The sequence below is a fragment of the Nocardia sp. JW2 genome (assembly GCF_051843015.1).
GTDB lineage: Bacteria > Actinomycetota > Actinomycetes > Mycobacteriales > Mycobacteriaceae > Nocardia > Nocardia coubleae.
Window position 1 is genome coordinate 67,900 of record NZ_JBPXLK010000015.1, and the last position, 21,778, is coordinate 89,677.

Annotated in this window: 24 protein-coding genes and 1 tRNA gene; 7 read left to right on the plus strand and 18 right to left on the minus strand. The window is 66.1% G+C overall.

Annotated elements, in window-relative coordinates; all coding sequences use genetic code 11:
- Nucleotides 1-2 precede the first annotated feature (2 nt).
- A complete protein-coding gene (locus ACSVDM_RS20740; protein WP_372462209.1) occupies nucleotides 3-380 on the plus strand; it encodes a PH domain-containing protein in 378 nt (125 codons plus the stop codon).
- Nucleotide 381: 1 nt separating this feature from the next.
- Here the strand turns inward: ACSVDM_RS20740 and ACSVDM_RS20745 are convergent, their stop codons facing one another.
- Nucleotides 382-975, minus strand: a complete 594-nt coding sequence (locus ACSVDM_RS20745; protein ID WP_439267126.1) for a hypothetical protein — start codon at nucleotides 973-975, stop codon at nucleotides 382-384.
- 241 nt (nucleotides 976-1,216) lie between these two features.
- Here ACSVDM_RS20745 and ACSVDM_RS20750 point away from each other — a divergent pair, with 241 nt between their 5' ends.
- Nucleotides 1,217-1,642 carry an HIT family protein gene (locus ACSVDM_RS20750; RefSeq protein ID WP_439267127.1) on the plus strand — a complete coding sequence of 142 codons (426 nt, stop codon included), beginning with the start codon at nucleotides 1,217-1,219 and terminating at the stop codon, nucleotides 1,640-1,642.
- Between the two features lie 515 nt (nucleotides 1,643-2,157).
- Here the strand turns inward: ACSVDM_RS20750 and ACSVDM_RS20755 are convergent.
- Nucleotides 2,158-2,421 (minus strand): DUF3558 family protein, encoded by a 264-nt coding sequence (locus tag ACSVDM_RS20755; protein ID WP_439267214.1) that lies wholly within the window; start codon nucleotides 2,419-2,421, stop codon nucleotides 2,158-2,160.
- A gap of 275 nt (nucleotides 2,422-2,696) precedes the next feature.
- Between ACSVDM_RS20755 and ACSVDM_RS20760 the strand changes: the two genes are divergently transcribed.
- Both ACSVDM_RS20760 and ACSVDM_RS20765 read left to right on the plus strand, forming a co-directional pair.
- Entirely contained in the window at nucleotides 2,697-4,022 is a 1,326-nt protein-coding gene (locus tag ACSVDM_RS20760) for a PPE domain-containing protein (protein WP_439267129.1), read from the plus strand.
- Nucleotides 4,019-4,774, plus strand: coding sequence for an ESX secretion-associated protein EspG (locus ACSVDM_RS20765; RefSeq protein ID WP_439267131.1), 756 nt, complete (start codon nucleotides 4,019-4,021; stop codon nucleotides 4,772-4,774). The genes ACSVDM_RS20760 and ACSVDM_RS20765 overlap by 4 nt, the downstream gene beginning before the upstream one ends.
- A gap of 10 nt (nucleotides 4,775-4,784) precedes the next feature.
- Here ACSVDM_RS20765 and ACSVDM_RS20770 read toward each other — a convergent pair whose 3' ends face one another.
- From ACSVDM_RS20770 to ACSVDM_RS20785, 4 genes are all read right to left on the minus strand, one after another.
- Entirely contained in the window at nucleotides 4,785-5,534 is a 750-nt protein-coding gene (locus tag ACSVDM_RS20770) for an SDR family NAD(P)-dependent oxidoreductase (RefSeq protein ID WP_439267132.1), read from the minus strand.
- A 135-nt stretch (nucleotides 5,535-5,669) separates the two neighbouring features.
- Nucleotides 5,670-5,741: transfer RNA gene (locus ACSVDM_RS20775), tRNA-Thr, on the minus strand.
- Nucleotides 5,742-5,858: 117 nt separating this feature from the next.
- Nucleotides 5,859-6,095, minus strand: coding sequence for an MbtH family protein (locus ACSVDM_RS20780; protein ID WP_022565839.1), 237 nt, complete (start codon nucleotides 6,093-6,095; stop codon nucleotides 5,859-5,861).
- Between the two features lie 105 nt (nucleotides 6,096-6,200).
- Nucleotides 6,201-7,034, minus strand: coding sequence for an alpha/beta fold hydrolase (locus ACSVDM_RS20785; protein WP_067640735.1), 834 nt, complete (start codon nucleotides 7,032-7,034; stop codon nucleotides 6,201-6,203).
- 106 nt (nucleotides 7,035-7,140) lie between these two features.
- On the opposite strand from ACSVDM_RS20785, the gene ACSVDM_RS20790 reads away from it, so the two are divergent.
- The gene (locus tag ACSVDM_RS20790) at nucleotides 7,141-7,299 is read left to right on the plus strand and encodes a hypothetical protein (RefSeq protein ID WP_166655756.1); all 159 of its coding nucleotides are present in this window, start codon (nucleotides 7,141-7,143) and stop codon (nucleotides 7,297-7,299) included.
- Between the two features lie 63 nt (nucleotides 7,300-7,362).
- Entirely contained in the window at nucleotides 7,363-8,889 is a 1,527-nt protein-coding gene (locus ACSVDM_RS20795; RefSeq protein ID WP_067492313.1) for an alpha,alpha-trehalose-phosphate synthase (UDP-forming), read from the plus strand.
- Between the two features lie 3 nt (nucleotides 8,890-8,892).
- On the opposite strand, the gene ACSVDM_RS20800 is transcribed toward ACSVDM_RS20795, so the two are convergent.
- From ACSVDM_RS20800 to ACSVDM_RS20855, 12 genes are all read right to left on the minus strand, one after another.
- A complete protein-coding gene (locus ACSVDM_RS20800; RefSeq protein ID WP_067492291.1) occupies nucleotides 8,893-9,381 on the minus strand; it encodes a h domain protein in 489 nt (162 codons plus the stop codon).
- On the minus strand, nucleotides 9,378-10,199 hold the full coding sequence (locus ACSVDM_RS20805; RefSeq protein WP_439267135.1) for a hypothetical protein: 822 nt from the start codon (nucleotides 10,197-10,199) through the stop codon (nucleotides 9,378-9,380). The genes ACSVDM_RS20800 and ACSVDM_RS20805 overlap by 4 nt, the downstream gene beginning before the upstream one ends.
- A complete protein-coding gene (locus ACSVDM_RS20810) occupies nucleotides 10,196-11,599 on the minus strand; it encodes an MCE family protein (RefSeq protein ID WP_067640731.1) in 1,404 nt (467 codons plus the stop codon). The genes ACSVDM_RS20805 and ACSVDM_RS20810 overlap by 4 nt, the downstream gene beginning before the upstream one ends.
- Entirely contained in the window at nucleotides 11,596-12,813 is a 1,218-nt protein-coding gene (locus ACSVDM_RS20815; RefSeq protein ID WP_439267137.1) for an MCE family protein, read from the minus strand. The genes ACSVDM_RS20810 and ACSVDM_RS20815 overlap by 4 nt, the downstream gene beginning before the upstream one ends.
- Nucleotides 12,810-14,072 carry an MCE family protein gene (locus tag ACSVDM_RS20820; RefSeq protein ID WP_439267139.1) on the minus strand — a complete coding sequence of 421 codons (1,263 nt, stop codon included), beginning with the start codon at nucleotides 14,070-14,072 and terminating at the stop codon, nucleotides 12,810-12,812. Before ACSVDM_RS20820 ends, ACSVDM_RS20815 begins: the two co-directional genes overlap by 4 nt.
- The gene (locus ACSVDM_RS20825) at nucleotides 14,069-15,136 is read right to left on the minus strand and encodes an MCE family protein (RefSeq protein WP_439267141.1); all 1,068 of its coding nucleotides are present in this window, start codon (nucleotides 15,134-15,136) and stop codon (nucleotides 14,069-14,071) included. Before ACSVDM_RS20825 ends, ACSVDM_RS20820 begins: the two co-directional genes overlap by 4 nt.
- Complete coding sequence (locus tag ACSVDM_RS20830) at nucleotides 15,129-16,157, minus strand: MCE family protein (RefSeq protein WP_439267143.1); 1,029 nt, start codon at nucleotides 16,155-16,157, stop codon at nucleotides 15,129-15,131. Before ACSVDM_RS20830 ends, ACSVDM_RS20825 begins: the two co-directional genes overlap by 8 nt.
- Entirely contained in the window at nucleotides 16,154-17,353 is a 1,200-nt protein-coding gene (locus ACSVDM_RS20835) for an MCE family protein (protein WP_067492285.1), read from the minus strand. Before ACSVDM_RS20835 ends, ACSVDM_RS20830 begins: the two co-directional genes overlap by 4 nt.
- A 4-nt stretch (nucleotides 17,354-17,357) precedes the next feature.
- Entirely contained in the window at nucleotides 17,358-18,209 is an 852-nt protein-coding gene (locus tag ACSVDM_RS20840) for an MlaE family ABC transporter permease (RefSeq protein ID WP_067640714.1), read from the minus strand.
- Between the two features lie 4 nt (nucleotides 18,210-18,213).
- Nucleotides 18,214-18,978 carry an MlaE family ABC transporter permease gene (locus ACSVDM_RS20845; RefSeq protein ID WP_067492283.1) on the minus strand — a complete coding sequence of 255 codons (765 nt, stop codon included), beginning with the start codon at nucleotides 18,976-18,978 and terminating at the stop codon, nucleotides 18,214-18,216.
- Between the two features lie 310 nt (nucleotides 18,979-19,288).
- Nucleotides 19,289-20,191, minus strand: coding sequence for a 3-oxoacyl-ACP reductase (locus ACSVDM_RS20850; protein ID WP_439267145.1), 903 nt, complete (start codon nucleotides 20,189-20,191; stop codon nucleotides 19,289-19,291).
- A 43-nt stretch (nucleotides 20,192-20,234) separates the two neighbouring features.
- On the minus strand, nucleotides 20,235-20,423 hold the full coding sequence (locus ACSVDM_RS20855) for a ferredoxin (protein ID WP_439267217.1): 189 nt from the start codon (nucleotides 20,421-20,423) through the stop codon (nucleotides 20,235-20,237).
- A 157-nt stretch (nucleotides 20,424-20,580) separates the two neighbouring features.
- Here ACSVDM_RS20855 and ACSVDM_RS20860 point away from each other — a divergent pair, with 157 nt between their 5' ends.
- On the plus strand, nucleotides 20,581-21,774 hold the full coding sequence (locus tag ACSVDM_RS20860; protein ID WP_439267147.1) for an acyl-CoA dehydrogenase family protein: 1,194 nt from the start codon (nucleotides 20,581-20,583) through the stop codon (nucleotides 21,772-21,774).
- The last annotated feature ends 4 nt before the right edge of the window (nucleotides 21,775-21,778 follow it).

Sequence of the window (21,778 nt, forward strand, 5' to 3'; positions counted from 1 at the left end):
TCGTGGGACTACTCGACGGCATGATGGGCAACGCGGGTCGCATCGACCCCGCCGCCGCCCAGCAGGAATACGCCAAACTCTTCGGCCAGGGCGAGCAGGTGTACGCCGCATACCTCCTGGTCCGCGACGCGATGCTGTTCACCAACCGCCGCCTCATCATGATCGACAAACAGGGCGTCACCGGCCGCAAAGTCAGCTACCACAGCATCCCGTACCGCTCGATCACCCACTTCGCCGTCGAAACCGCGGGCACCTTCGACCTCGACGCCGAGCTCTACATCTGGCTCAGCGGCAGCCACGAACCGGTGAAGCAACGCTTCAACCGCCAGGTCGACATCTACGAGGTACAGGGCATCCTGTCCCACTACGTCGCCGTGTGACTCACTTGTAGTAATACCAGTATCCACCCAAGTGGACATAATTTGTATCACCACTGCCGATTCCATCCGGATTTCGGCCGGAGGGGATATAAATAAACCCGTTGCCAACACCCTGATAGCCCTTCGGAAAATGAAACTCGCATTCTCCGTCCGGCGCGTCTTCTATACGATGGAATTCGTACTGCCCGATCGGCGCGGCAGGATCGCCGGACGCCGCATTCCTGTATTGGGCGCCCAATCTTTCACATTCGGCTGCGGCACGTTCCATATCACCTCGCGCCATCTGCCAGCCGATTCGACCAGGTACATAGAACTCGATCAGCAACATGGTGATGATCACGCACAACGGCAGAACCGAACTCCAGCGCCACCACCCCGAATACCGCATGGCAGAAATGATCGTCGATACGAGCCACACCACGATCGGAACGACAGCGACCGCCCCTGCCCAAAACTTGACCTCGTCATCATCGAAAACCTTGTAGCACGCCCACGACAACCAGGCGCAGCTAGCGAGCGTTGCGACCGTGGCCACCGACATCGGAATTTTCCAAACCATCGGCAGAGGTGGCCGCTGGCGATCAGACTGTTCCATCGTTATGCCGATACTCCGTATTTCCGTTCGCCCAGTTCTCATTCACCAATGTGTAACGTAGAGGTGTCCGTTCGCCCGTGAACTGTAATGCACGACCCTCGACCCGTCAGGCGATGCTCAGGGTCGATCCGCCGGGGCACGTCGCAGGTCGATGTTGGGCGTGGCAGAGAGCAGCGGGAGGTGACCACTCGCTCTCGACGGCAGCAGTCGGGGGTGCCAGAGGGCAGATTAGGCTCGCTCTATGGCATCCGTTTTCAGCGCGATCATCGCAGGTCAGATTCCGGGTCGGTTCGTCTGGGAGGACGACGAATTCGTCGCCTTCCTCACCATCGCCCCCGTCACCCAGGGCCACACCCTCGTGGTGCCCCGCGCCGAGATCGACCAGTGGCAAGACATCGACCCCGACGTGATGGCCCGCCTGATGGCCGTCGCCCAGAAGATCGGCCAGGCCGTCCGCGCTGCCTTCGACGCCCCACGCGCCGGCCTCCTCATCGCCGGCCTCGAGGTCCCCCACCTGCACACCCACGTCTTCCCCGCCTACTCCATGGGCGACTTCGACATCTCCGGAGCCGACAACTCCCCCACCCCCGAATCCCTCGACGAAGCCCAGTCCAAGATCAAAGCCGCCCTCCGCGACCTGGGCTACGGAGCCAACGTCCCCGCCTGATCCCGATCGGTGCCCGTGCCAACGGGCACCGCCACGGCGAAAACTCGGTCGCCGCCGATACGGACACCGTGGATACGGTGGGCGAGCGGCTTTACGTCGCCCGGCCCAGCCGCAACGCTCGCGGGCCGCGGGAGGCTGACAGCGTCGGCCCGTCAACTCGAGGGGTTGGTCAGCAATGGAACCGGAATGGGTCGGCGTGCGTCTAAAGACATCGAGTGGTTCTGCGCGAAGAGGAGAGACGATGCGACTGGTGGGGATCGCCGTGGGGGTGGGCGTTGCGCTCGTGCTCTCGCCTGCGGAATTGAGGTCGCCGAACGAGTCGGCGTCGACCATCCTTCGGGTGCGCAGGGAGAGTGTCCGCAGGTCGGTGATGTAGTCCTCGCACCACTTCGCGCAACGCTCAGCAGCGTCGGATTCGATTATCAAGCGCCCGTCGGCGGCTTCACCAGCCAGTCGCTGAAATTCCTGTGCGGCAGCGTTAGTCATGGCAGTAGGCTCCTTTCGGCAGAGGGCGTCTACTGCGGGACGTAATCGATGAAGTGTGGGGCAGCATCCTCGGCAAGGACACATGGGTCGATAGTCGACTTACTGTCCACGAACTTTGTGGCGTTGATGAGCGCGCGGCCCTGCTGCGTTTCCACGGCAATTTCGCACTCGACCGGAACTGCTTCGTCGCCGATTGTGAATCGCAGGGCTTTTCGGTCACCTACCGTGACATCTTTGAAGTCGTGGTATCGATCGTTAGCGCGAATCTCTTCGATGGTGTAGACGGTGGACATGAACGAGATGAAGTGATCGCCGCCCCGCCACGCGCAGCCCTTCCACTCCGTACCCTCGGGAAGAAGTTTGCCGACCTCGCGGAGGGCGGGCCGGGAAGCGGATCCTACTTGGATGCGGTAACCCAACACATCGAGATCCTTACCCAAATGGCCGATATGTACCGCAAAGCCGGTGCCGCATTCAAAAACTGCGACGAAGCCTCTCAACTGGCGATCATGCAGCAGACCAACAAGCTCGACTGACTACTGGGGGAACCATGCCGTTCGTAGCTTTTATGACCGGACTGTCGAATCTACGCGCGGCCACGGATCGCGTCGGCTCACTGTTCGATTCCGATATCGCGCCGGCGCAGTCCGAACTGGACGCGCAGGCCGACGGAAACAAGGAGCGGAACCGCATCTACGGCGAGAACCAGGCCCTGGCCTCGGGTTTCTCCGGTGAGTACACCCAGCAGGTCGTGCCGCCCGTGATGGAATCTTTCACCGACATGTCGCATTCCCGCATCATGCAGTTCGTCGAGTCGATCGACATCGGCCAGATGAGTACAAGCATTCAAGGCTGGACCCAGTTGGCCAACGACACGACAGCCAAAGCGACCGCCTTCCACGACAACATCAGCAAGGAGATGGAGCGTGGATGGGCGGGTAGCGCTGCCACTCAGGCGCTGGCCAGTACCAAGGCGTATCTCGCGGATATCCACAAGGTCGATCAGGCCGCCAAGCTGATCGCCAACAAGATGGACGAGGCACGGTCGGGCTTTCAGCAGGTGAAGTACTCGGTCCCGCACGAGTCCGACGACCAGGGCGACAGCAAATTGGGGATTCTGGTGTCGGTTCTCTCGCCCGCCACCGGGAAGGTCATCGATAGCGCAAGCGCCGGCCGGGCGGAAGCCGCGCAGGCAGCCGCCCGTGAAGTCATGCGAACCGTCTACCAGCCGGTTGCCCAGCAGTCCGACACCCAGGTCCCCAAGGTGCCGGGACCGTCCAAACCGCAGCAGGACAACCCGGGGAACGGCGATCCCGGCGACGGCCCCGGCAGCGGAATCACCAACGGCGACAACAACAACACCGGTGGAACCCCGGGTACGAACCCGGCGAACACGACCACCGAGCCGGAAGACCCGACAACGACCGAGCCGGGCGACGACGAGGACAGCGGCGACGATTCCGCATCGTCGACGGAGGAACCCGCCGCCACGACACCCGAGGACACCACACCCGCCTCCACCCCGGCGACGAACCCAGCCGCAACCACGTCCGCAGGCACCACCCCGAACGGCCTGGGCTCAGGCGGCGGCGCAGGCGCGGGTGCAGGTGCGGGCGGCGGAAGCCCGAGCGTTCCCGGCGCGGGCAGCTCGCTCCCCGGCGCAGGCGGTGCCGCCCCCGGCGCCGGAGCAGGCCAGAAGCTCGCCGCGTCCGCAGGCGGGTCGGCCGGCCGGGCGGGGATGCCCGGTATGGGCGGCATGGGCGCACCGGGTGCGCGCGGCGGCAAGGACGACGAGAACGAACACGGTGCTCCCGACTATCTGCGCGGCGTGCACGAGGAATTGCTCGGTCCGGACCGGGCGCACGTCCCGCCGGTCATCGGTGGGGACGCATGACCGACAACTGGGAGCTCACCCAGTTCGAATTCTGGGTCGCCTGGGAAACTCTCGGCCGCGACCGCATGCCGTGGCCGCTGACCTTCACCGCGGGTGTGGAAACCCAGGCCGAGTTCGACCGGGAATGCCGCATCGCCGCAGACTCCCTCATCGCCAAGATCGGCGACGACGAGTCGCTGTACCACGCCCTGCACGCCTTGGCGCATCCGGAGATTCGCATCGAATTGTTCGGTCACCGTTTCGACGGCCGGACCCGCATGGTCCGAGCGTGTGCGACAACCGAGTCCACCATCGGTACCGTCGCGGCTCAACTCCCCGGCCCCGAATACGGCCAGGGCGGCAATATCCTCATCTCCCTGCGCCCCGCCCACGCCGTGACCCAGCGGCTGATCTCCATCCTGCCGACGGTTCCGCCGGGCACAAGCCAGGGTTTCGACCTGCACCGCGACGAATTCACCACCACCCCAGACCCTTACGCCACCCGTCGTACTCCGGCCGAACACGCCCTGGCGTTCCTCGAACGCCCGTTCCGCACCTACGCCGAATTCCGCGTCGACAAGGGCCCCGCCCTGGACGGATGGCAAGAAGGTGGCACAACACTCCAGGTCATCGACTACACCGACGACGGCCGCTATCTCCTTCGCGACGCCACCCGAGTCTCAGCCCACCCCCTGACCTCCGACCGCTTGACCAACGAGCTCCAAAACCTCATCGCCCGAGCGGCCGCCGATCAAAACCAGTCGGCTTGGTAGGCAGGCACTTTCACTGCGCGGTGTAGCCGCCGTCGACGAGGTGATAGCTGCCGGTGATGAAACTGGCGGCGTCGCTGGCGAGGAACAGGACCAGGTTGGCGACCTCTTCCGGCGTGCCGAGGCGGCCGATCGGATGCTTGTCTTCCAGGAACTTGGTGGTTTCGGGATCGTCGGCCAGGAGCGGGGTGCGGATGTAGCCGGGTCCGACGGCGTTCACACGGACATTCTGCCGCGCGTATTCGAGCGCACCGTTCTTCGTCAGGCCGAGCAGCGCGTGCTTGGCGATGACATATCCGGCGTATTCGGGATTTCCGACGCTGGCGAGGATCGAGGCCATATTCACGATCGCCCCGCCACCGTTCGCCGCGAGCACTGGCAATTGCTCGCGCATTCCGTAGAAGACGGAATCGAGATTCACCGCCATCACCTTGCGCCACCCCTCGATCGAATAATCACCGATCGCGTTGCGCTCCCCCGTGATCCCCGCATTGTTCACAGCGATCCCCAACGGCAACATTTCCTGTGCTGCGGCAACACTCCTGGCTACATCCCTCGGATCAGCCGCATCACCGGCCAAAGCCACCGCAGTCCCCCCGTTGACCACGATCTCGTCGGCAACCTCCCGCGCCGCCCCCTCGTTCAGATCGAACACCACCACCGACGCCCCGTTGCCCGCCAGCCCGAGCGCCACCGCCCGCCCGATCCCCGACCCCGCCCCACTCACCACAGCCGACCGATGCCCCACCTCGTAAACAGCCACGCCGATCCTCCATCCCGTTGCTACCGCACCGATGAATCAGGACGAGCTCACCATTTCACAGTAGACAGACAGTCGGACTGTCGAGCGATGCCGCACGAAAAAGCCCTGACCCGAACTTCGGGTCAGGGCTTAGAGAGCCCCCTGTCAGGATTGAACTGACGACCTTCGCTTTACAAGAGCGGTGCTCTACCACTGAGCTAAGGAGGCGGGTCCCCGGAGGGCAGCGACCATCATAGCCGGACACGTCCGCCGCGTGACACCGAGTTCGGTGTCACGCGGGGACGCCCAGCGAGCGGTCCCGGCGCAGTATTCGGAAGGTACCGGTCAGGACTGGGCGCGGGCGGCGTCGTCGGCGGCCATGGCGTCGCGCAGGCTCTTGGGACGCATGTCGGTCCAGTTCTTCTCGACGTACTCGACGCACGCGGCCCGGCTTTCTTCGCCGAACACGACACGCCAACCCGCCGGGACCTCCGCGAACGCGGGCCACAGGGAGTGCTGCTCTTCATCGTTGACCAGAACGAAGAAGCGGCCGTCCTCGTCGTCGAAGGGGTTGGTGCTCATTTCACCTCACTGGATACTGGCGCTGTGTACGGGATCGCTGAGGCCGGCAAGCCCCGAGCGTTGTGTCGACCCTAGCAAGCCATACGTTACGCGTAGGCGGTTACCTCAGCTCGCGAAGAAATCGAGCAGGATCTTGTTCACGGCCTCGGGCCGTTCGAGGTAGCCGAAATGACCCGCGTCGGGGATTTCCTGGTACCGGGCGCCGGGGATGGCCTCGGCGACCTCGCGCGACAGGTACGGGGGAATCATCCGGTCGTCGGCGAAACCGATCGCCAGACAGGGCACGGTGATCGCGCGGTAGGCGGCCACGCGGTCGAAGTCGTGGTCCATGGCGCGCTGGGCGCGGATGCCCGCGGTGGCCGGTCCGCCGGTGAATTCGAACAGGTCGAGCCAGTCGCGGGCGGCGTTGCGGTCGGCCATGGTGGCGGGCGACAGGTTCATCACCGCGGTGACGGCCGCCTCGAACTTGGCGGGCAGCTGCACACCCGAGGCGTCGAGGTCCTGCTCACCGGCCGACAGGGTCTTCTGGAACTGGTCGAGACGGCCGTGCCCGGCCATGAACACGGCCTTGCGCACGAGATCGGGGCGGGCGAGGGCCAGTTCCTGGGCCACCCGCGCACCCATCGACGTGCCGGCGACCAGCGCGGGACCCTCGTCGAGGAGTTCGATGAGCGCGGCGGTGTCGGCGACCAGCTCCTCGATGCGCATACCGCCCGCGGCCTCGTAGGACGGCGCGATGCCGCGGTTGTCGAAGGTGCAGACCCGGTATCCGGCCGCGACCAGCGCGGGCACCTGGTGCAGCTCCCAGACGCGTCCGGGGGAACCGGTTCCCATGATCAACACCACCAGCGGACCGCCGCCCTTGACGTCGGTGCCCTTGGTACGGTCGCCCTTGACCTGATAGTTCAGTGCGATGCCGTTCACCGTGGCCAGTGGCATGGGGAAACCTTTCGGTCGGGTTGACGAACCAATCCACGGTAACCGGCGCCCGATACTATTGACTACTCGCACGAAGAGCGTTGGAAAACCGGGAGGACGAACCACTATGGCCGCGAAGAGCACCGCCAACGACATCGCCGACGACGAGCTCGAGCCGCTGGCCGACGAGACCGCTCGTCAGGCGCAGCGCGTGGTCGCGGCATATGCCGAGGACGCCGACGAGTGCCGCATGCTGCTGTCGATGCTCGGCATCGGCCCCAGCTGAACAACCACCTACTACAACCTCAAAACGGCACCCTGCGACGCAAAGGATGCGTGAGTGGACCAGATGATCGATGAACAGTCCAACGACCGTCCGTCCGAAGAACCCGTGGCACCCTCGGGTGCGGGATCGGGATTCGTCGTCGTCGCCAACCGGCTCCCGGTCGACCTCGAGAAACTGCCCGACGGCACCACCCGGTGGAAGCGCAGCCCCGGCGGTCTGGTGACCGCGCTGGAACCGGTACTGCGCAGCAACAAAGGCGCCTGGGTCGGCTGGGCCGGGGTGCCCGATGTCGACGTCGAGCCGATCATCGAGGACGGGCTCGAGCTGTATCCGGTGCCGCTGTCGTCGCAGGAGGTGGAGGACTACTACGAGGGGTTCTCCAACGGCACGCTGTGGCCGCTGTACCACGACGTGATCGTGCGGCCCGTGTACGACCGGGCCTGGTGGGCGGCCTATGTGGAGGTCAACCGGCGCTTCGCCGAGGAGACCGCGAAGGTGGCCGCCGAGGGCGCGACGGTCTGGGTGCAGGACTACCAGCTGCAGCTGGTGCCGAAGATGCTTCGCATGCTGCGCCCGGATCTGACGATCGGGTTCTTCCTGCACATCCCGTTCCCACCGGTCGAGCTGTTCATGCAGATGCCGTGGCGCACCGAGATCGTCGAGGGCCTGCTCGGCGCCGACCTGATCGGTTTCCATCTGCCCGGTGGCGCGCAGAACTTCCTGTACCTGGCCCGCAGGCTGGCCGGTCAGCCCACCTCGCGGGGCACCATCGGGGTGCGGTCGAAGCTGGGTGTGGTCCAGGTCGGTTTCCGCACGGTGCGCGTCGGCGCGTTCCCGATCTCGATCGATTCCGCCGAACTCGACGAGCACTCACGACGCCGGTCGGTGCGTGAGCGCGCGGCCAAGATCCGCGCCGAACTGGGCAACCCCAAGAACATCATGCTCGGTGTCGACCGCCTCGACTACACCAAGGGCATCGACATCCGCCTCAATGCCCTCCAGGAGCTCCTGGAGGAGGGCCGCGTCGACCCGGCCGAGACAGTGATGGTCCAGCTGGCCACGCCGTCGCGTGAGCGCGTACAGAGCTACATCAAGATGCGCGGCGACATCGAACGCCAGGTGGGCCGGATCAACGGCGAATTCGCCCGCGTCGGCTACCCGGTGGTGCACTACCTGCACCGGCCGATCCCCCGCGACGAGCTGATCGCCTTCTTCGTGGCCGCCGACGCCATGCTCGTCACCCCGCTGCGTGACGGCATGAACCTGGTCGCCAAGGAGTACGTGGCCTGCCACAGCGACCTCAACGGTGCCCTGGTCCTCAGCGAATTCACCGGTGCGGCAGCCGAATTGCGGCAGTCCTACCTGTGCAACCCGCACGACCTGGACAGCGTGAAGGACGCGATCGTCGGCGCCCTCGACGACGACCGCGACACCAAACGCCGCCGCATGCGCTCCATGCGCCGCCAGGTCCTCACCCACGACGTGGACCGCTGGGCCCGCGCCTTCCTCGACGCCCTCTCCCAGGGCAATGTCGCCGGCTCCGCGCTACTCAGCGAGGACGACGACAACTACCCCGACACCAGCCGTTAGGACTCAGACCGGCGTGACCTGGGAAACCAGCCAGCGATCGCCGGTCTTGTCCAGCGAGACCCGGACGCGACTGCCCGAGGCGGTGCCCTGCGGCGCGTCCTTGCTCGTGGTCACCTGATTCAGGTACAGCAGCACCACCGCGTGCTCGGGTTCGGCGGAGATCACGCCTTCGGCCTGCGTTGTCGCCTTGACCGTGAGCTGCTTCTCCTTGGCGCCGGGCGCGATGGCTTCCTCGATGAGCCGCAGGTAGTCGTTGCGGAACGACTCGCTCAGGCCGTCGGCGGCCTTGGGCAGCTCGGTGTCGACCGTGACGTGTTCATAGCTGAACATGGCGCTCACCGTGCGGCTCGCCGTGCTCATCGCCTCGCCGCGGGCCTGCTCGGTGCGGTCGTGCTCCCACAGCTGGTAGCCGCTGACACCGAGCACGGCGGCGGCGATCAGGCCGAAGACGGCGAGGACGCCGAAAATGATCTGTGCGCTTCTGCGGCTCATCCGACGAACTCCACTTTCGACACGGTCATGCCCGTCTCACCGTTGCTCACGGTGATGCGGAATCGGTACTGACGCGATTGGGGTTCGGGCGAACCGTTGTTGGTCACCGTCTGCTTGGCGGCGACGAGCACCTGCGCGGATTCGAGGTCGGCCGAGACGATGGCCGACTCGACAACGCTGCCGTTGGACACCACGTTGGCCTGCTTGACGACATCCATGAACGGGTCGACTCGACCGTCGAACTCGGACTTGAAGTCGCCCGATGCCACGGCAAGGATGCGGTCGATGTCTTCCTTGGCGGATTCGGCGCGGATGGTCGTCAGGTTCAGCACGGCCTGACGTGCGGTCTCGGTGTACTCCGCACGCAGGTCCTCTTCGGCGTCGGTCGTGAACGCGGCGACAGCGGAGACCCCCGCGCCGACCATGAGCGCGAGCACGAGGACGGCCGCCGCCGCGACGGCGAGGACGCGACGCACGCGCGACTTCTTCTCCGCGTCGGGAACGCTCGGCACCGCCGCGTCCTCGGACTGCGCGATGCCGCCGGTGAACTTCACGGTCGGAGCGGACGAATCGACGGCGTCCTTGTCGATCTTCTCGGTCGGGGCGGCGGGCTCGACGGCATCCTTGCCGAACTTCACCGTTGGTGCGGCGGCGCCCTTCGTGAACTTCACCGTGTCCGCCGACTCGGCGGCCTCAGCGGCTGGTGATACGGATTCGCTCTTACTCACGGCCACCGTCACGGCCGCCTTCTCCTCGACCGGTGGCCCGGCCGAGCGTGCTGCCCGGCGACGCGGGCGGCGGTTGTCGTTGTCGTTCATCGTTGCTGCTCCTCCAACATCGCCTGCCAGCTGGCCGGAACGGTGCCCGAACCATCGGTGGCGATGTCACCTTGGCGGTAGGTGCGTCCATCTGTTCCCAGGTACGTACCCGTCGACGGATCATAGGGGCGCGCTGCGGCGGGCGTCACAGCGCCCGTCGATGCGCCTGCCGGTGCGGACGCCGGAGCGACCGGCTCGACCTCGCCGAACGGCGGGTTGTTGCCCTCGGGCACGAACCCGGTCCGACACAGTTCGGGGGTGGGTGCGCGGCGGCCGGGGAACTCCATGCACGGGGTGTTGCGGATGCCGCGGACCGCGATGTTCGAGTCCTGCGGGACCTTGCAGTACAGCCCGGGCGGGGTGTCCATGGGCGTCAGCTCGCTGGGCTGGCGCCACTGCTCCGCGGGCAGGAAGCCGGTGGTGCAGGCGGGCGGGTCGTTGAGCACGGTCATGAAGTCGACCATCACGCCGTACTTGGCCGGGCCGCGGATGGCGGTGCGCAGCGCCGCGATCAACGGTGGGAAGACGACCAGAAGTTGTTCCACGCTGGCGTTGTACGTCACGCCGACCTGCCCGAGGCTCACCAGGTTTCGCGCCAGCAGCGGCAGGGTGGGACGCAGATCCTGGAACTGCTTGTTCACCACCTCCATCGCGGAAGGGCCGTTGTTCAACAGGTTTCGCAGCGTCGGGTCGCTTTCGCGGAGCTGGTCGGTGATCGTTGCGAGATCGTTTGTCCAGGAACGGATATCGGCCTCGGACTCGATCTGGGTGTCGAGCAGCGGGCCGATCTGGTCGAGCAGCTTCTTGGTCGGTTCGATGTCGGTCTCGGCCTGCTGGATCAGCAGCGCCGCGGAGTCGATGAACCGTTGCAGGTCGGGTCCGGCGCCGTTGAACGCCAGGAACGCCTCGTCGATCACCTGGCGCAGGCGGGTGTCGGCGACGGTGGCGAGCAACTTGTCGGCTTGATCGAGCATCGCGCCGACGTCCTGCGGCAAGTGGGTGCGCTGCACCGGGATCACCGAGCCGTCGCGCAGGTGTCCGTCGGCGGGCTGTTCGCTCGGCACGAGGTCGACGTACTGCTCGCCGATCGCCGAGACACTGCGCACCCAGGCGCTCGAATCGGCGGGGACCTTGTAGTCGCTGTCGATCGACAGGTCCGCCTCGACGCCCGCGGGCGTGAGCCGCACCGCCTCCACCTTGCCGATGTTCTGGCCCCGGTAGGACACATTGGCCGTCGGGTAGAGCCCGCCGGTGGCGGCGAGCTGCACCGTCACCGCGTACCGACCGATGCCGAACATCGCGGGAACATGCAGGTAGCTGCCGCTCATCACGACCAGACCGATCACGGTGAGCACCGCGAAGATCGCGAGCTGGGCTCGCACGAACCGGGTGAGTTTCATCGACCCGCCCCTTCCTGGCCGGGCAGCGGCGCGGTGATACCGGGGATGGCGGGCAGGCCGGGAATGGACGGTAGCCCGGGGATGGCGGGCGCGGGGGCCGGTGCGGGCGCCATCGGCGCGGTGGCCGGGTCACCGGCATCCGTCGCGGTCGACGGCGCGAACGAGCCGACCACACCCTCGACACCGCCGAAGCGACCGCCGAGCGGCGTACCGGTGAGCCAGTTGCTGTCGAGGCGGCTGGCGGTCAGGTCGAAGGTGATGAACAGATTCAGGTAGTCGCCCATGATCGCGTTGTCGATATTCCTGATCGGGAACGGGAAGGTCGGCAGGATGCCGAGCGCCTGGATCAGGTTGGTTCCGGTGTCGGCCAGCGTCTGCAGCACGGGGCCGAGACTGCGCAGGTTGGCCACCAGGTCGTCGCCGCTGGTCTTGATCAGTCGTTCGCTGACGTCACCGAGCTCACCGAGCGCCGTGATCGCCCTGGCGATGTTCGCCGATCGGTCGGCCAGGGCGGTGAGCGCGGGATGGATCTGCTCGATCGCCTCGGCGATCACCTCACGCTGACCGGCCAGTTTCACCGCCAGCCGATCCAGACCCTCCATCGCGGCGATGATGCTGCCGGTCTGGCGCTGCAACCCGGTCGTCAGCTCGTTGAGCTGCGGGAGCAGGTCGGCGATCTCGTCCTCACGGCCGTTCACCATCGCGTTCAGCTCGGTGGTGATCGTCTCGAGCTGGGCGATACCGCCGCCGTTGAGCACCACCGACAGCGACGACAGCACCTGTTCGGTGGTCGGGTAGGCACCGGCCCGTTCGAGCGGGATGACATCGCCGCCCCGCAACTGCCCGGCCGGCGGTTCGCTTGTCGGCGCGGCCAATTCGACGTGGTTGCTGCCGAGCAGACTGGTCTGCCCGATCTTGGCGACCGCGTTGGCCGGCAGGCGCACATCGGGATTGAGCGAGACCGTCACCAGCGCATGCCAGCCTTCGACCTCGATCCCGGTGACGTTGCCGACCTCGATGTCGTTCACCCGAACCGGCGAATTCCGGGTCAGCGTCGTGACATTGGGCATCTGGATGCGCACCGTGTAGGAGCCGTCCATCCGCCCTTCGGAGCCCGGCATGGGCAACGAGTTGAGCCCGTCGAACTGACAGCCGGTGGTGCCGAGCGCCACGGCGACGCCGACGGCCAGCCCGGCGAGTATGCGCCGCCTCATCGCGGTCCTCCTGGAATAGCAAGCCCCGCAAGGCCTTCGGGCACGGTGATCGGCGCCGCGCCGGGGGGCTGGTCCTGCTGGACCGCACCTTCAAGGCTCGGGTCGCTGTACACCAACTGCTCAGGGAAGGCGGTGACGCCGCTGGCCGGGTTGGTCATGATCGGCACATAGTTCATGGCGAGCGAACTGATCACGGGCGCAAGGAATTCCGCGCACAGGTCCGCGGATTTGTCGGAGTTGTTGTGTTCGATGGCCCGGATCGAACCGCACAGGAAGCTGAGCGGATTGGCCGTGTTGTTCAGTGCGACAGCGCCGGTGAGCGAGCCCTGAGCCGGTTTGTAGAGCTGGTAGAAGTTCACCATCGCCGTGGGGCCGGAGTGCAGCACCCGTTCGATCTCGGGCCGATTGTCCACCAGGGTTTGGGTGACATCGGCGAGTCGCTCGACGCCCTCGGTCAGCTCCCCACCGGTGCCCTCGAGGAACCGCTTCACATCGGCCAGTGCCACATCGAGACTGTCCAGACCGGCGCCGAGTTCTTCCGACGCACCGGCCAGCACCGACGACACCGACGCGAGCCGGCCGCTGAACTGCACGATCTGCTCGTTGCTCGCCGAGAGCACCTCGACGAACTTCTGCAGGTTGCGGATGGTGGCGAACAGGTCGGTCCGCCCGTCGGACAGGGTGGTCAGAGTCGCCGATAGTTCACGCAGGGTGTCGCGGAACTTCTGGCCGTTGCCGTCGAGGTTCTGGGCCGCGGTGTCGACGAAGCGGCCGAAGGAGCCCTGCTTGTCGTCACCGACCGGACCGAGCGCCGCCGACAGTTTGGTCAGCTCGGCCTTGATCTCGTCCCACTCCACCGGCACCGCGGTGCGCTCGAGCGGAATCTGCGCTCCGTCGGCCAGTTTCGGGCCGCCGCTGTAGGCGGGCGCGAGCTGCACGAACCGGGCCGAGACCAACGACGGCGCGATGATGACGGCGCGCGCGTCGGCGGGCAGGTCGATATCGCTGTCGATGCTCATCTTCACCTGAACCTGGCCGCGGCCCGGTTCGATGGAGTCGATGCTGCCGACGGTGACGCCGAGTACCCGCACCTCGTCGCCCGCGTACAGACCGGTGGTCGAGGTGAACGAGGCGGTCACCGTGTTCTTTCCGACTCCGGTCACGAGGTAGACGCCGACCGCGACCAGCGCCGCGATCACCACCACCGCCACCGCGATCGTCCAGCGCGGCAACCCGCGCACCTGCTGGGTCAAGCTCATCGCGGGGGGTCCTCCTCGGCAGGAGCGATGTACGGCGTCCTGGGGTGGGTGAAGATGTCGATCACGTCCTGGGGCAATTGTTCTGGCCAGACCAGCGCGTCGACGAGTGGACGGAGCTCGACACTTGTCGCGTTCACCACGTAGGCGTTGAACCAGGGCCCGTTGCCGACCTGCTCGCCGAGCGCGGCGGCGTAGGGGCCGAGACCGTCGAGGGCGTCGTTGAGGTTCTGCTTGTTGCGCTGGAGCAGGGCGAGGACCGAATTCAGGCGGTCCAGCGTCGGCCGCATCTGCGGCTCGTTGTCGGCGACCAGGCCCGAAAGCTGTTTGGCCACATCGTCGATGTACACCACGAGCTGGTTGATCGCGGCCCGGCGCCGGTCGAGCTCGCCGAGTAGCGCGTTGCCGTCGATGAGCAGCGTGTTGAGCTGGGTGCTGCGGTCGGCCAGGATCTTGGTGACGTTCTGTGCCCTGGCCAGCAGGTCGGTCAGCGCCTGGTCGCGGGTGTTGATGCTGCGGGAGAGCGCGGTGACACCGTCGAGCGCGTTGCGCAGCGGTCCGGGCGTATCGGCGAACGCCGCCGACAGCGTGTCGAGGGTCTGGTCGACCTGCTCCAGGTCGAGGTCACGCACCGTACCGCCGAGATCGCTCAGTGCTTCGTTGAGCGAATAGGGCGAGGTGGTCCGATCTACCGGAATGGTGTCCCGCGCGCCGATGGCGCCGGGGCCGTCCGGCACCACGTCGAGCGATTTGCGGCCGAGCACGGTGTTGGTCTTGATCGCGGCGGTCGTCTTCTCCCCCAGCACGATCGACTCGTCGAGGTCGAATTTCACCAGGACCTTGTCGCCGTCGAGGCTCACCTGCCGTACCTCGCCGGAGCGCACACCGGCCACGTGCACCGGGTCGCCGGGGACGAGACCGCCCGCGTCGAGGAAGTTCGCGGTGAAGGTCGCACCCGAGCGGATGAACGGCAGGTCGGTGAATTGCAGCGTCGCGAGCGAGATCGTCAGCGCCAGCACCACGCCGACGATGCCGATCGTCGCCGCGGGCGACTTGTCGTCATTCATTGGGCTTACACCTTCCGGTGACCTGCAGCGCCGGCATGTGGACTTCCATCGGCTTGCCATCGGGGCCACTGATCAACAAGTTGGTACCGCAGATGTAGAGCTGGAGGAAGGAGCCGTAGGCGCCGATCCGGATGAGTTTCTTGTAGGTATCCGGCAGTCTGTCGAGCACCCATTGGATGTGGTCGGATCCCTCGTCCAGATTGGTGGCGAGCCGACCGGTCTGTTCGATCGTGGAGCGCAGATCGGGACGGGCCTGCACCAGCAGGTCGTTGACCTCCTTGGTCGCGCCCGCGATCCTCGGCAAGGCGTTGCCGATCGGATCGCGCTCCGCGGACAGGTCGCTGACCAGGCGCTGCAGTTCGTCGATGGTGGTGGCGAATTGGTCGCCGCGATCGCTGACCGTGGCGAGCACGGTGTTCAGGTTGTCGATCACACTGCCGATCAGCGCGTCGCGATCGGCCAGGGTCTTGGCGAAGCCGCCGCCGCTGTTGAGCAGCGACACGAGCGTTCCACCCTGCCCCTGGAAGATCTGCAGCAGCGCCTCGGTGAGGTCGTTGACCTGCGCCGGGTCGAGCCCGCGCAGCAGCGGCTTGAATCCGCCGAGCAGCAGGTCGAGGTCGAGGGCGGGCTGGGTCTGCTCGAGGCCGATGGTGTCACCGTCGGAAAGCCGGCGAGCCGAACCCGGCCCCTCCAGCAGCTCCAGATACCGGTCGCCGACCAGGTTCTCGTACTTGATTGCCGCCCGGGTACTGGCCAGGACCGCGTACTTGGTGTCGACATCGAACTCGACATGCGCGAGGTTGTCGTCGCCGACCTTCACCGAGGTCACCGAACCCACCGGCACACCGGCGATGCGCACCTTGGCGCCGGGCACCATGCCCGAGGAGCTGGTGAACACCGCACGATAGCCGTTCTCGCTGGAGAACCGCGCCTGACTCAAAACGATGGCCAGACCGGCGAATACCAGCGTCATCACCACGGTGAAGATCGCCAGTTTGATCGTCGTCCCTGTGTTCTTCACCGTGTCACTCCCGGCATTCCGTCCAGCAGCAGCTGGAATACCCGAGGCATGCCGTGGAATTCGTGGCGCGTGGTCGGTGCGTACGGCGCGCCTTCGCTGGTGTCGGTCACCAGGTAGTCCGAATGGCTCTCCGGGACGCGGTCCAGCACGCCTTCACAGCGCGGGCCTCCGGTCGCGTTCACCTTGGGCAGGTCGTCCGGGTAGCTGTAGGGCTTGGCACCGAGCATGAAGCTCGCGTTCATGCCGACACCGGGCAGCAAACCACCCATCATGTCCTCGGCGATCGGGATCAGTGTGCCGAGTCCGTTGACCACACAGCTCACCGATTCGCGGTAGTCGTACAGCAGCGCGGTAGAAGGACGCAGCAGGTCGAGTGCGGTCACCAGATCGTTCTCGTTCTCCCGCAGGACAGTTCCGGCCGTATCGGACAGGCCGATCACATTCACCAGCACGTTGTCGAGCTGACCCTGCATTTCGGTGATGGTCTGCGCGGTGCCCGTCGAATTGTCGACCGTGCGCAACAGCGGATCGGCGACATCGGCGTAGATCCCGGTCACCTGCGCGGTCTTGTCCAGATCCGTCTGCAGCGTGGGCAGGTACGGATTCAGTTCGCGCAGATAGCGATCCGATCGGACGAGCAGATCGCCGAACTTGTCACCGCGCCCTTCGAGCGCGGTACCGAGCGCGGTCAGTGTCGCGTTCAGCTTCTCGGGCTCCACCTGGGCGAGCACATCGGACAGGTGCTGGAACAGGGTGTTGAACTCGACGGTCACCGAGCTCGCCGACACGGTGCTGCCCGGCGCCAGCGACTTCGACGAGGGCTGTTCCGGGACAATGAAATTGACGTATTTGGCGCCGAACACCGTGGTGGAGCGGATGTCGACCCCGGCATTGTCGGGTACGAGCTTCAGCTGATCGGGGTCGAGTTCCAGCCGCAGGGTCGCACCGTCGGCGGCCAGGTCGATGTCGGCGACCCGGCCGATCTCGACACCACGCACCTTCACCTTGGCGTCGGGGTCCAGCACCAGGCCCGAGCGTGGCGCGTCGACCAGCACCACGGCGGTGTTGGTGAACGCACCCTGGAACAGCGCGATCGCGAAGGCCGCGCCCGCGACGAGTACACCGACGAGGGCGAGGGCCGCGAGCTTGCGCCCGAGCCCGCCCTGCAGTGCGGCAACGATCCGTGAGGTGTCCATACCGCTATCCCGAGAGGTGGAAGTTGCCGGAGGTGCCGTAGATGGCCAGCGAGATCAGCAGCGTCACCGTGACGACCGCGACCAGCGAGGCCCGCACCGCGTTGCCGACCGCCACACCGACGCCGACCGGACCGCCCGCGGCGTGGAAGCCGTAGTAGGTGTGGATCAGCATCACGGCCAGGGCCATCACCATCGCCTGGGCGAACGACCACAGGATGTCGCTGGGGATGAGGAAGGTCGAGAAGTAGTGGTCGTAGACGCCCGCCGACTGCCCGTAGATCACCACGGTGGCGAAGCGGCTGGCGATGAACGAGGCGATCACCGCCAGGGCGTAGAGCGGCACGATCGCGATCATGCCCGCCAGCACCCGGGTGCCGACCAGGAACGGCACCGGCCGGATCGCCATCGATTCCAGCGCGTCGATCTCCTCGGCCACCCGCATGGCACCGAGCTGGGCGGTCGCGCCGGCACCGATGGTCGCGGCCAGGCCGATACCGGAGATCACCGGCGCCGCGATGCGCACATTGATGAAGGCGGCGAAGAAGCCCGTGAGCGCCTCGACGCCGATATTGCCGAGCGAGCTGTAACCCTGCACCGCGATGGTGCCGCCCGCCATCAGCGTCAGGAAGCCGACGATGACCACGGTTCCGCCGATCACGGCGAGAGCGCCGCTGCCCATGCTGATCTCGGCGATGAGCCGGATGGTCTCGGTGCGGTAGTGCACCAGGGCGCGCGGTACCGAGCCGAGTGCCTTGACGAAGAAGATCGCCTTGTCACCGAGGGAGTCCATCGCTTTGGACGCCCGCTCGTAACGACGGACCGCGCGGGGAAATTTGGAACGAACTACGAAGGCCATGTGTTCACCGCACCGTGAATTTCAGGCCGATCGCGGTGACGACGACATTCACCACGAACAGCGCCATGAAGGCGAACACGACGGTCTGGTTCACGGCGTCGCCCACACTCTTGGGCCCGCCTTTCACCTGCAGCCCGAGATAACAGGCGACCATTCCGGCGATGAGCCCGAACAGGCCCGCCTTGATTTCGGAGATGATCAGCTCTGGCAGATTGGTGAGCAGCGGAATGCCGTTGACGAAAGCACCGGGATTCACGCCTTGCAGAAACACCGAGAACGCGAAGCCACCGACGATACCGACCGTGCACACCAGGCTGTTGAGCATCAGCGCCACGAACATCGAGGCGAGCACGCGTGGCACGACCAGCCGGCTCACCGGGTCGATGCCGAGCACCTTCATCGCGTCGATCTCCTCGCGAATGGTGCGGGCGCCGAGGTCGGCGCAGATCGCTGTCGCGCCCGCTCCGGCCACGATCAGCACCGTGACGATCGGGCCGACCTGCGTGACGGCGCCGAACGCGGCGGCCGCCCCGCTGAGGTCGGCGGCACCGATCTCGCGCAACAGGATGTTGAGGGTGAACACGACGAGCACGGTGAACGGGATGGCCACCAGCAGCGTCGGCAGGATGGAGACGCGGGCGACGAACCAGGACTGGTCGACGAACTCACGCCATTGGAACGGCCTGCGGAAGGCGGCTCGTGCCACTTCCGCGCCGAGTTCGAAGAATCCGCCGACTGCCCGCAACGGGACAGCAAGGAGGTCGTTCACCGGCAATCCTCCTCGTTAGACGGGCGGACCATGGCGTCCGCGTTTCCGTACCTCACCGCCACCCCGATCTGAAGACTGCCCAAAGACTAGAACACGTTCTCACGAATGTCTGCGATTTCCGGAGACTTGTACCAGGAGTTTTTCCCGGAAAATGCCATCCGAACTGAAACGACTCCTGACCGCTTCACCCAGACCTCCTGTGAGACACCACACACGCCGACGTCCATGTCTACCAATACCTGGACCGGCGTACAACAGATCTGCGGCGAGCCGGGTCGGCGACTTTCCGCCCGGCCAACATCCGGCAACCTCAGCCGAGATCGCGAAGCGCTCGCGCCGAGAAAGTGTGATCGGCCGGGCGGCCGGCGAAGTACTGCCGCAGGGTCGAGGCGAGATCGTCCTCGGCCCACTGTTCGCCCGCGGCGTCGAAGCGCTGCTCGACCGTCGGCGGCGCCATCAGCGCGACCATCGGGCCGTAGACCACGAAGACCTGCCCGTTCACCTCGTCGGCCGCGGGTGAGGCCAGGTAGGCGACCAGTTTCGCGACATGTTCGGGAGCCAGCGGGTCGACCTGACCCTCGGGCGCCTCGGAGAAAACAGCCTCGGTCATGGCCGTGCGCGCACGTGGGCAGATCGCGTTGGCGCGCACGCCGTAGCGCGACAGGCCACGCGCCGCCGAAAGGGTGAGCGCGGTGATACCGGCCTTGGCCGCACCGTAGTTCGCCTGGCCTTCCGGACCGAGTAGACCGGCCTCGGAGGAGGTATTGATCAACCGCCCGTACACCGGTTCGCCCGCCGCTTTGGAGGCCGTTCGCCAATATGAGCAAGCATTGCGCGACAAAAGAAAATGGCCGCGCAGATGAACGGCGAGTACCGCGTCCCAGGATTCGTCGGACATGTTGAACAGCATGCGATCGCGCGTAATACCCGCATTGTTGACAACGATATCGAGGCCCCCGAGCGATTCCCGCGCGGTGGCGACGAGCGCGTCGGCAGTGGCACGTTCGGCGATACTTCCACCGACGAATTCCGCTTTTCCGCCGAGTTCGCGTATTGCGGCGATCGTTTCGGCGGCCGCGTCCTCGGTGAGGTCGTTGACGACCACCGCCGCGCCCGCCGAGGCCAGCGCGAGCGCCTCGGCCCGGCCGAGACCCGCGCCCGCACCGGTCACGATGGCGACCCGGCCCTCCAGTGAAGTCTGCATCACACTCATCGGGCCGACTTTAGAACGTGTTTCACCATACGACAAGAGGCGATTACGCCAATCTGAGCGCGGCCTTCGGGCACTGCGCCACCGCCTCCTCCGCGTCGGCGACGCGGTCGGCGTCGATATCGCCCTCGGCGACGGTCAGCTGATCGTCGTCATCGAGTTCGAACATGTCAGGGGCGATTCCGACGCAGACGCCGTTCGCTTCGCAGCGGTCGAAATCGACGATGATCTTCATGGGATCTTCCTTCCAGACGGTCTCGGCGAGAGTAACCCGGATGGCATACCTCGCGCGGCGGAACCGGCACCGATTCACTGTCAATACTGGAACATGTTCCAGTTGCTGTGCAATGATCGGCTCACCGAAGCTGGAGTTCGACACCGAGGTGGGAAGCATGCGCGTCGCGTACACGCCGCAGCAGGAAGAATTGCGCGCCGAGCTGCGCGCGTATTTCGCCGGGCTCATGACACCGGAGCGCAAGAAGGCGCTGAGCCTGCAGACCGGCGAGTACGGCGAGGGCGACGTATACCGCGAGGTGGTGCGTCAGATGGGCCGCGACGGCTGGCTCACCCTGAGCTGGCCCAAGGAGTACGGCGGCCAGGACCGGACCACCATGGATCAGCTGATCTTCGTGGAAGAGGCCGCCATCGCGGGTGCGCCCGTCCCGTTCCTGACGCTCAACTCGGTGGCGCCGACCATCATGCAGTACGGCACCGAGGAGCAGAAGAAGTACTTCCTGCCCCGCATCGCCGCCGGTGAGCTGCACTTCGCGATCGGCTATTCCGAGCCGGGCGCGGGTACCGACCTCGCCTCGCTGCGCACCGCCGCGGTGCGCGACGGCGACGACTTCGTCATCAACGGCCAGAAGATGTGGACCAGCCTCATCGCCTACGCCGACTACATCTGGCTGGCCGTGCGCACCGACCCCGCTGCCAAGAAGCACAAGGGGATCAGCATGTTCATCGTGCCGACCTCCACCGAGGGCTTCTCCTGGACACCGGTGCACACCATGGCCGGGCCCGACACCAGCGCCACCTACTACCAGGATGTTCGCGTGCCCGCGTCGTCGATGGTCGGCCCGGAGAACGGCGGCTGGTCGCTGATCACCAACCAGCTCAACCACGAGCGGGTCGCGCTCACCTCTGCCGGGCCGCTGTCGCTCGCGGTGGCGCAGACGACGGCGTGGGCCCGCGACACGCTGCTGCCCGACGGTTCTCGCGTGATCGACCAGGAATGGGCACGGCTGAATCTGGCCCGCGTACATGCCAAGGTCGAATATCTGAAGCTGCTGAACTGGGAGATCGCCAGCCGCGCCGACCAGGGCGGCGAGGCCGCGCCGCGCCCGTGGGATGCCTCGGCGTGCAAGGTATACGGCACCGAGCTGGCCACCGAGGCCTACCGGCTGCTGATGGAAGTGGTCGGCGCCGACGCCTACCTGCGCCAGGACTCCCCCGGTGCGGTACTGCTCGGCAGGCTGGAGCGGATGCACCGCGCCGCCCTGATCCTCACCTTCGGCGGCGGCACCAACGAGGTGCAGCGCGACATCATCGCCATGACCGCCCTGCGCCAGCCCGCCGCCGCCCGCTGATCCA

What these genes read in the sequence shown, in the direction of transcription:
- ACSVDM_RS20780 (WP_022565839.1), bottom strand. Translation starts at nt 6,095, where the DNA reads ATGAGCACCAACCCCTTCGACGACGAGGACGGCCGCTTCTTCGTTCTG.
- ACSVDM_RS20805 (WP_439267135.1), bottom strand. Translation starts at nt 10,199, where the DNA reads ATGAACGACAACGACAACCGCCGCCCGCGTCGCCGGGCAGCACGCTCG.
- ACSVDM_RS20765 (WP_439267131.1), top strand. Translation starts at nt 4,019, where the DNA reads ATGACCGACAACTGGGAGCTCACCCAGTTCGAATTCTGGGTCGCCTGG.
- ACSVDM_RS20825 (WP_439267141.1), bottom strand. Translation starts at nt 15,136, where the DNA reads ATGAATGACGACAAGTCGCCCGCGGCGACGATCGGCATCGTCGGCGTG.
- ACSVDM_RS20840 (WP_067640714.1), bottom strand. Translation starts at nt 18,209, where the DNA reads ATGGCCTTCGTAGTTCGTTCCAAATTTCCCCGCGCGGTCCGTCGTTAC.
- ACSVDM_RS20835 (WP_067492285.1), bottom strand. Translation starts at nt 17,353, where the DNA reads ATGGACACCTCACGGATCGTTGCCGCACTGCAGGGCGGGCTCGGGCGC.
- ACSVDM_RS20855 (WP_439267217.1), bottom strand. Translation starts at nt 20,423, where the DNA reads ATGAAGATCATCGTCGATTTCGACCGCTGCGAAGCGAACGGCGTCTGC.
- ACSVDM_RS20860 (WP_439267147.1), top strand. Translation starts at nt 20,581, where the DNA reads ATGCGCGTCGCGTACACGCCGCAGCAGGAAGAATTGCGCGCCGAGCTG.
- ACSVDM_RS20800 (WP_067492291.1), bottom strand. Translation starts at nt 9,381, where the DNA reads ATGAGCCGCAGAAGCGCACAGATCATTTTCGGCGTCCTCGCCGTCTTC.
- ACSVDM_RS20795 (WP_067492313.1), top strand. Translation starts at nt 7,363, where the DNA reads ATGATCGATGAACAGTCCAACGACCGTCCGTCCGAAGAACCCGTGGCA.
- ACSVDM_RS20810 (WP_067640731.1), bottom strand. Translation starts at nt 11,599, where the DNA reads ATGAAACTCACCCGGTTCGTGCGAGCCCAGCTCGCGATCTTCGCGGTG.
- ACSVDM_RS20790 (WP_166655756.1), top strand. Translation starts at nt 7,141, where the DNA reads ATGGCCGCGAAGAGCACCGCCAACGACATCGCCGACGACGAGCTCGAG.
- ACSVDM_RS20820 (WP_439267139.1), bottom strand. Translation starts at nt 14,072, where the DNA reads ATGAGCTTGACCCAGCAGGTGCGCGGGTTGCCGCGCTGGACGATCGCG.
- ACSVDM_RS20755 (WP_439267214.1), bottom strand. Translation starts at nt 2,421, where the DNA reads ATGTCCACCGTCTACACCATCGAAGAGATTCGCGCTAACGATCGATAC.
- ACSVDM_RS20815 (WP_439267137.1), bottom strand. Translation starts at nt 12,813, where the DNA reads ATGAGGCGGCGCATACTCGCCGGGCTGGCCGTCGGCGTCGCCGTGGCG.
- ACSVDM_RS20745 (WP_439267126.1), bottom strand. Translation starts at nt 975, where the DNA reads ATGGAACAGTCTGATCGCCAGCGGCCACCTCTGCCGATGGTTTGGAAA.
- ACSVDM_RS20850 (WP_439267145.1), bottom strand. Translation starts at nt 20,191, where the DNA reads ATGAGTGTGATGCAGACTTCACTGGAGGGCCGGGTCGCCATCGTGACC.
- ACSVDM_RS20760 (WP_439267129.1), top strand. Translation starts at nt 2,697, where the DNA reads ATGACCGGACTGTCGAATCTACGCGCGGCCACGGATCGCGTCGGCTCA.
- ACSVDM_RS20750 (WP_439267127.1), top strand. Translation starts at nt 1,217, where the DNA reads ATGGCATCCGTTTTCAGCGCGATCATCGCAGGTCAGATTCCGGGTCGG.
- ACSVDM_RS20785 (WP_067640735.1), bottom strand. Translation starts at nt 7,034, where the DNA reads ATGCCACTGGCCACGGTGAACGGCATCGCACTGAACTATCAGGTCAAG.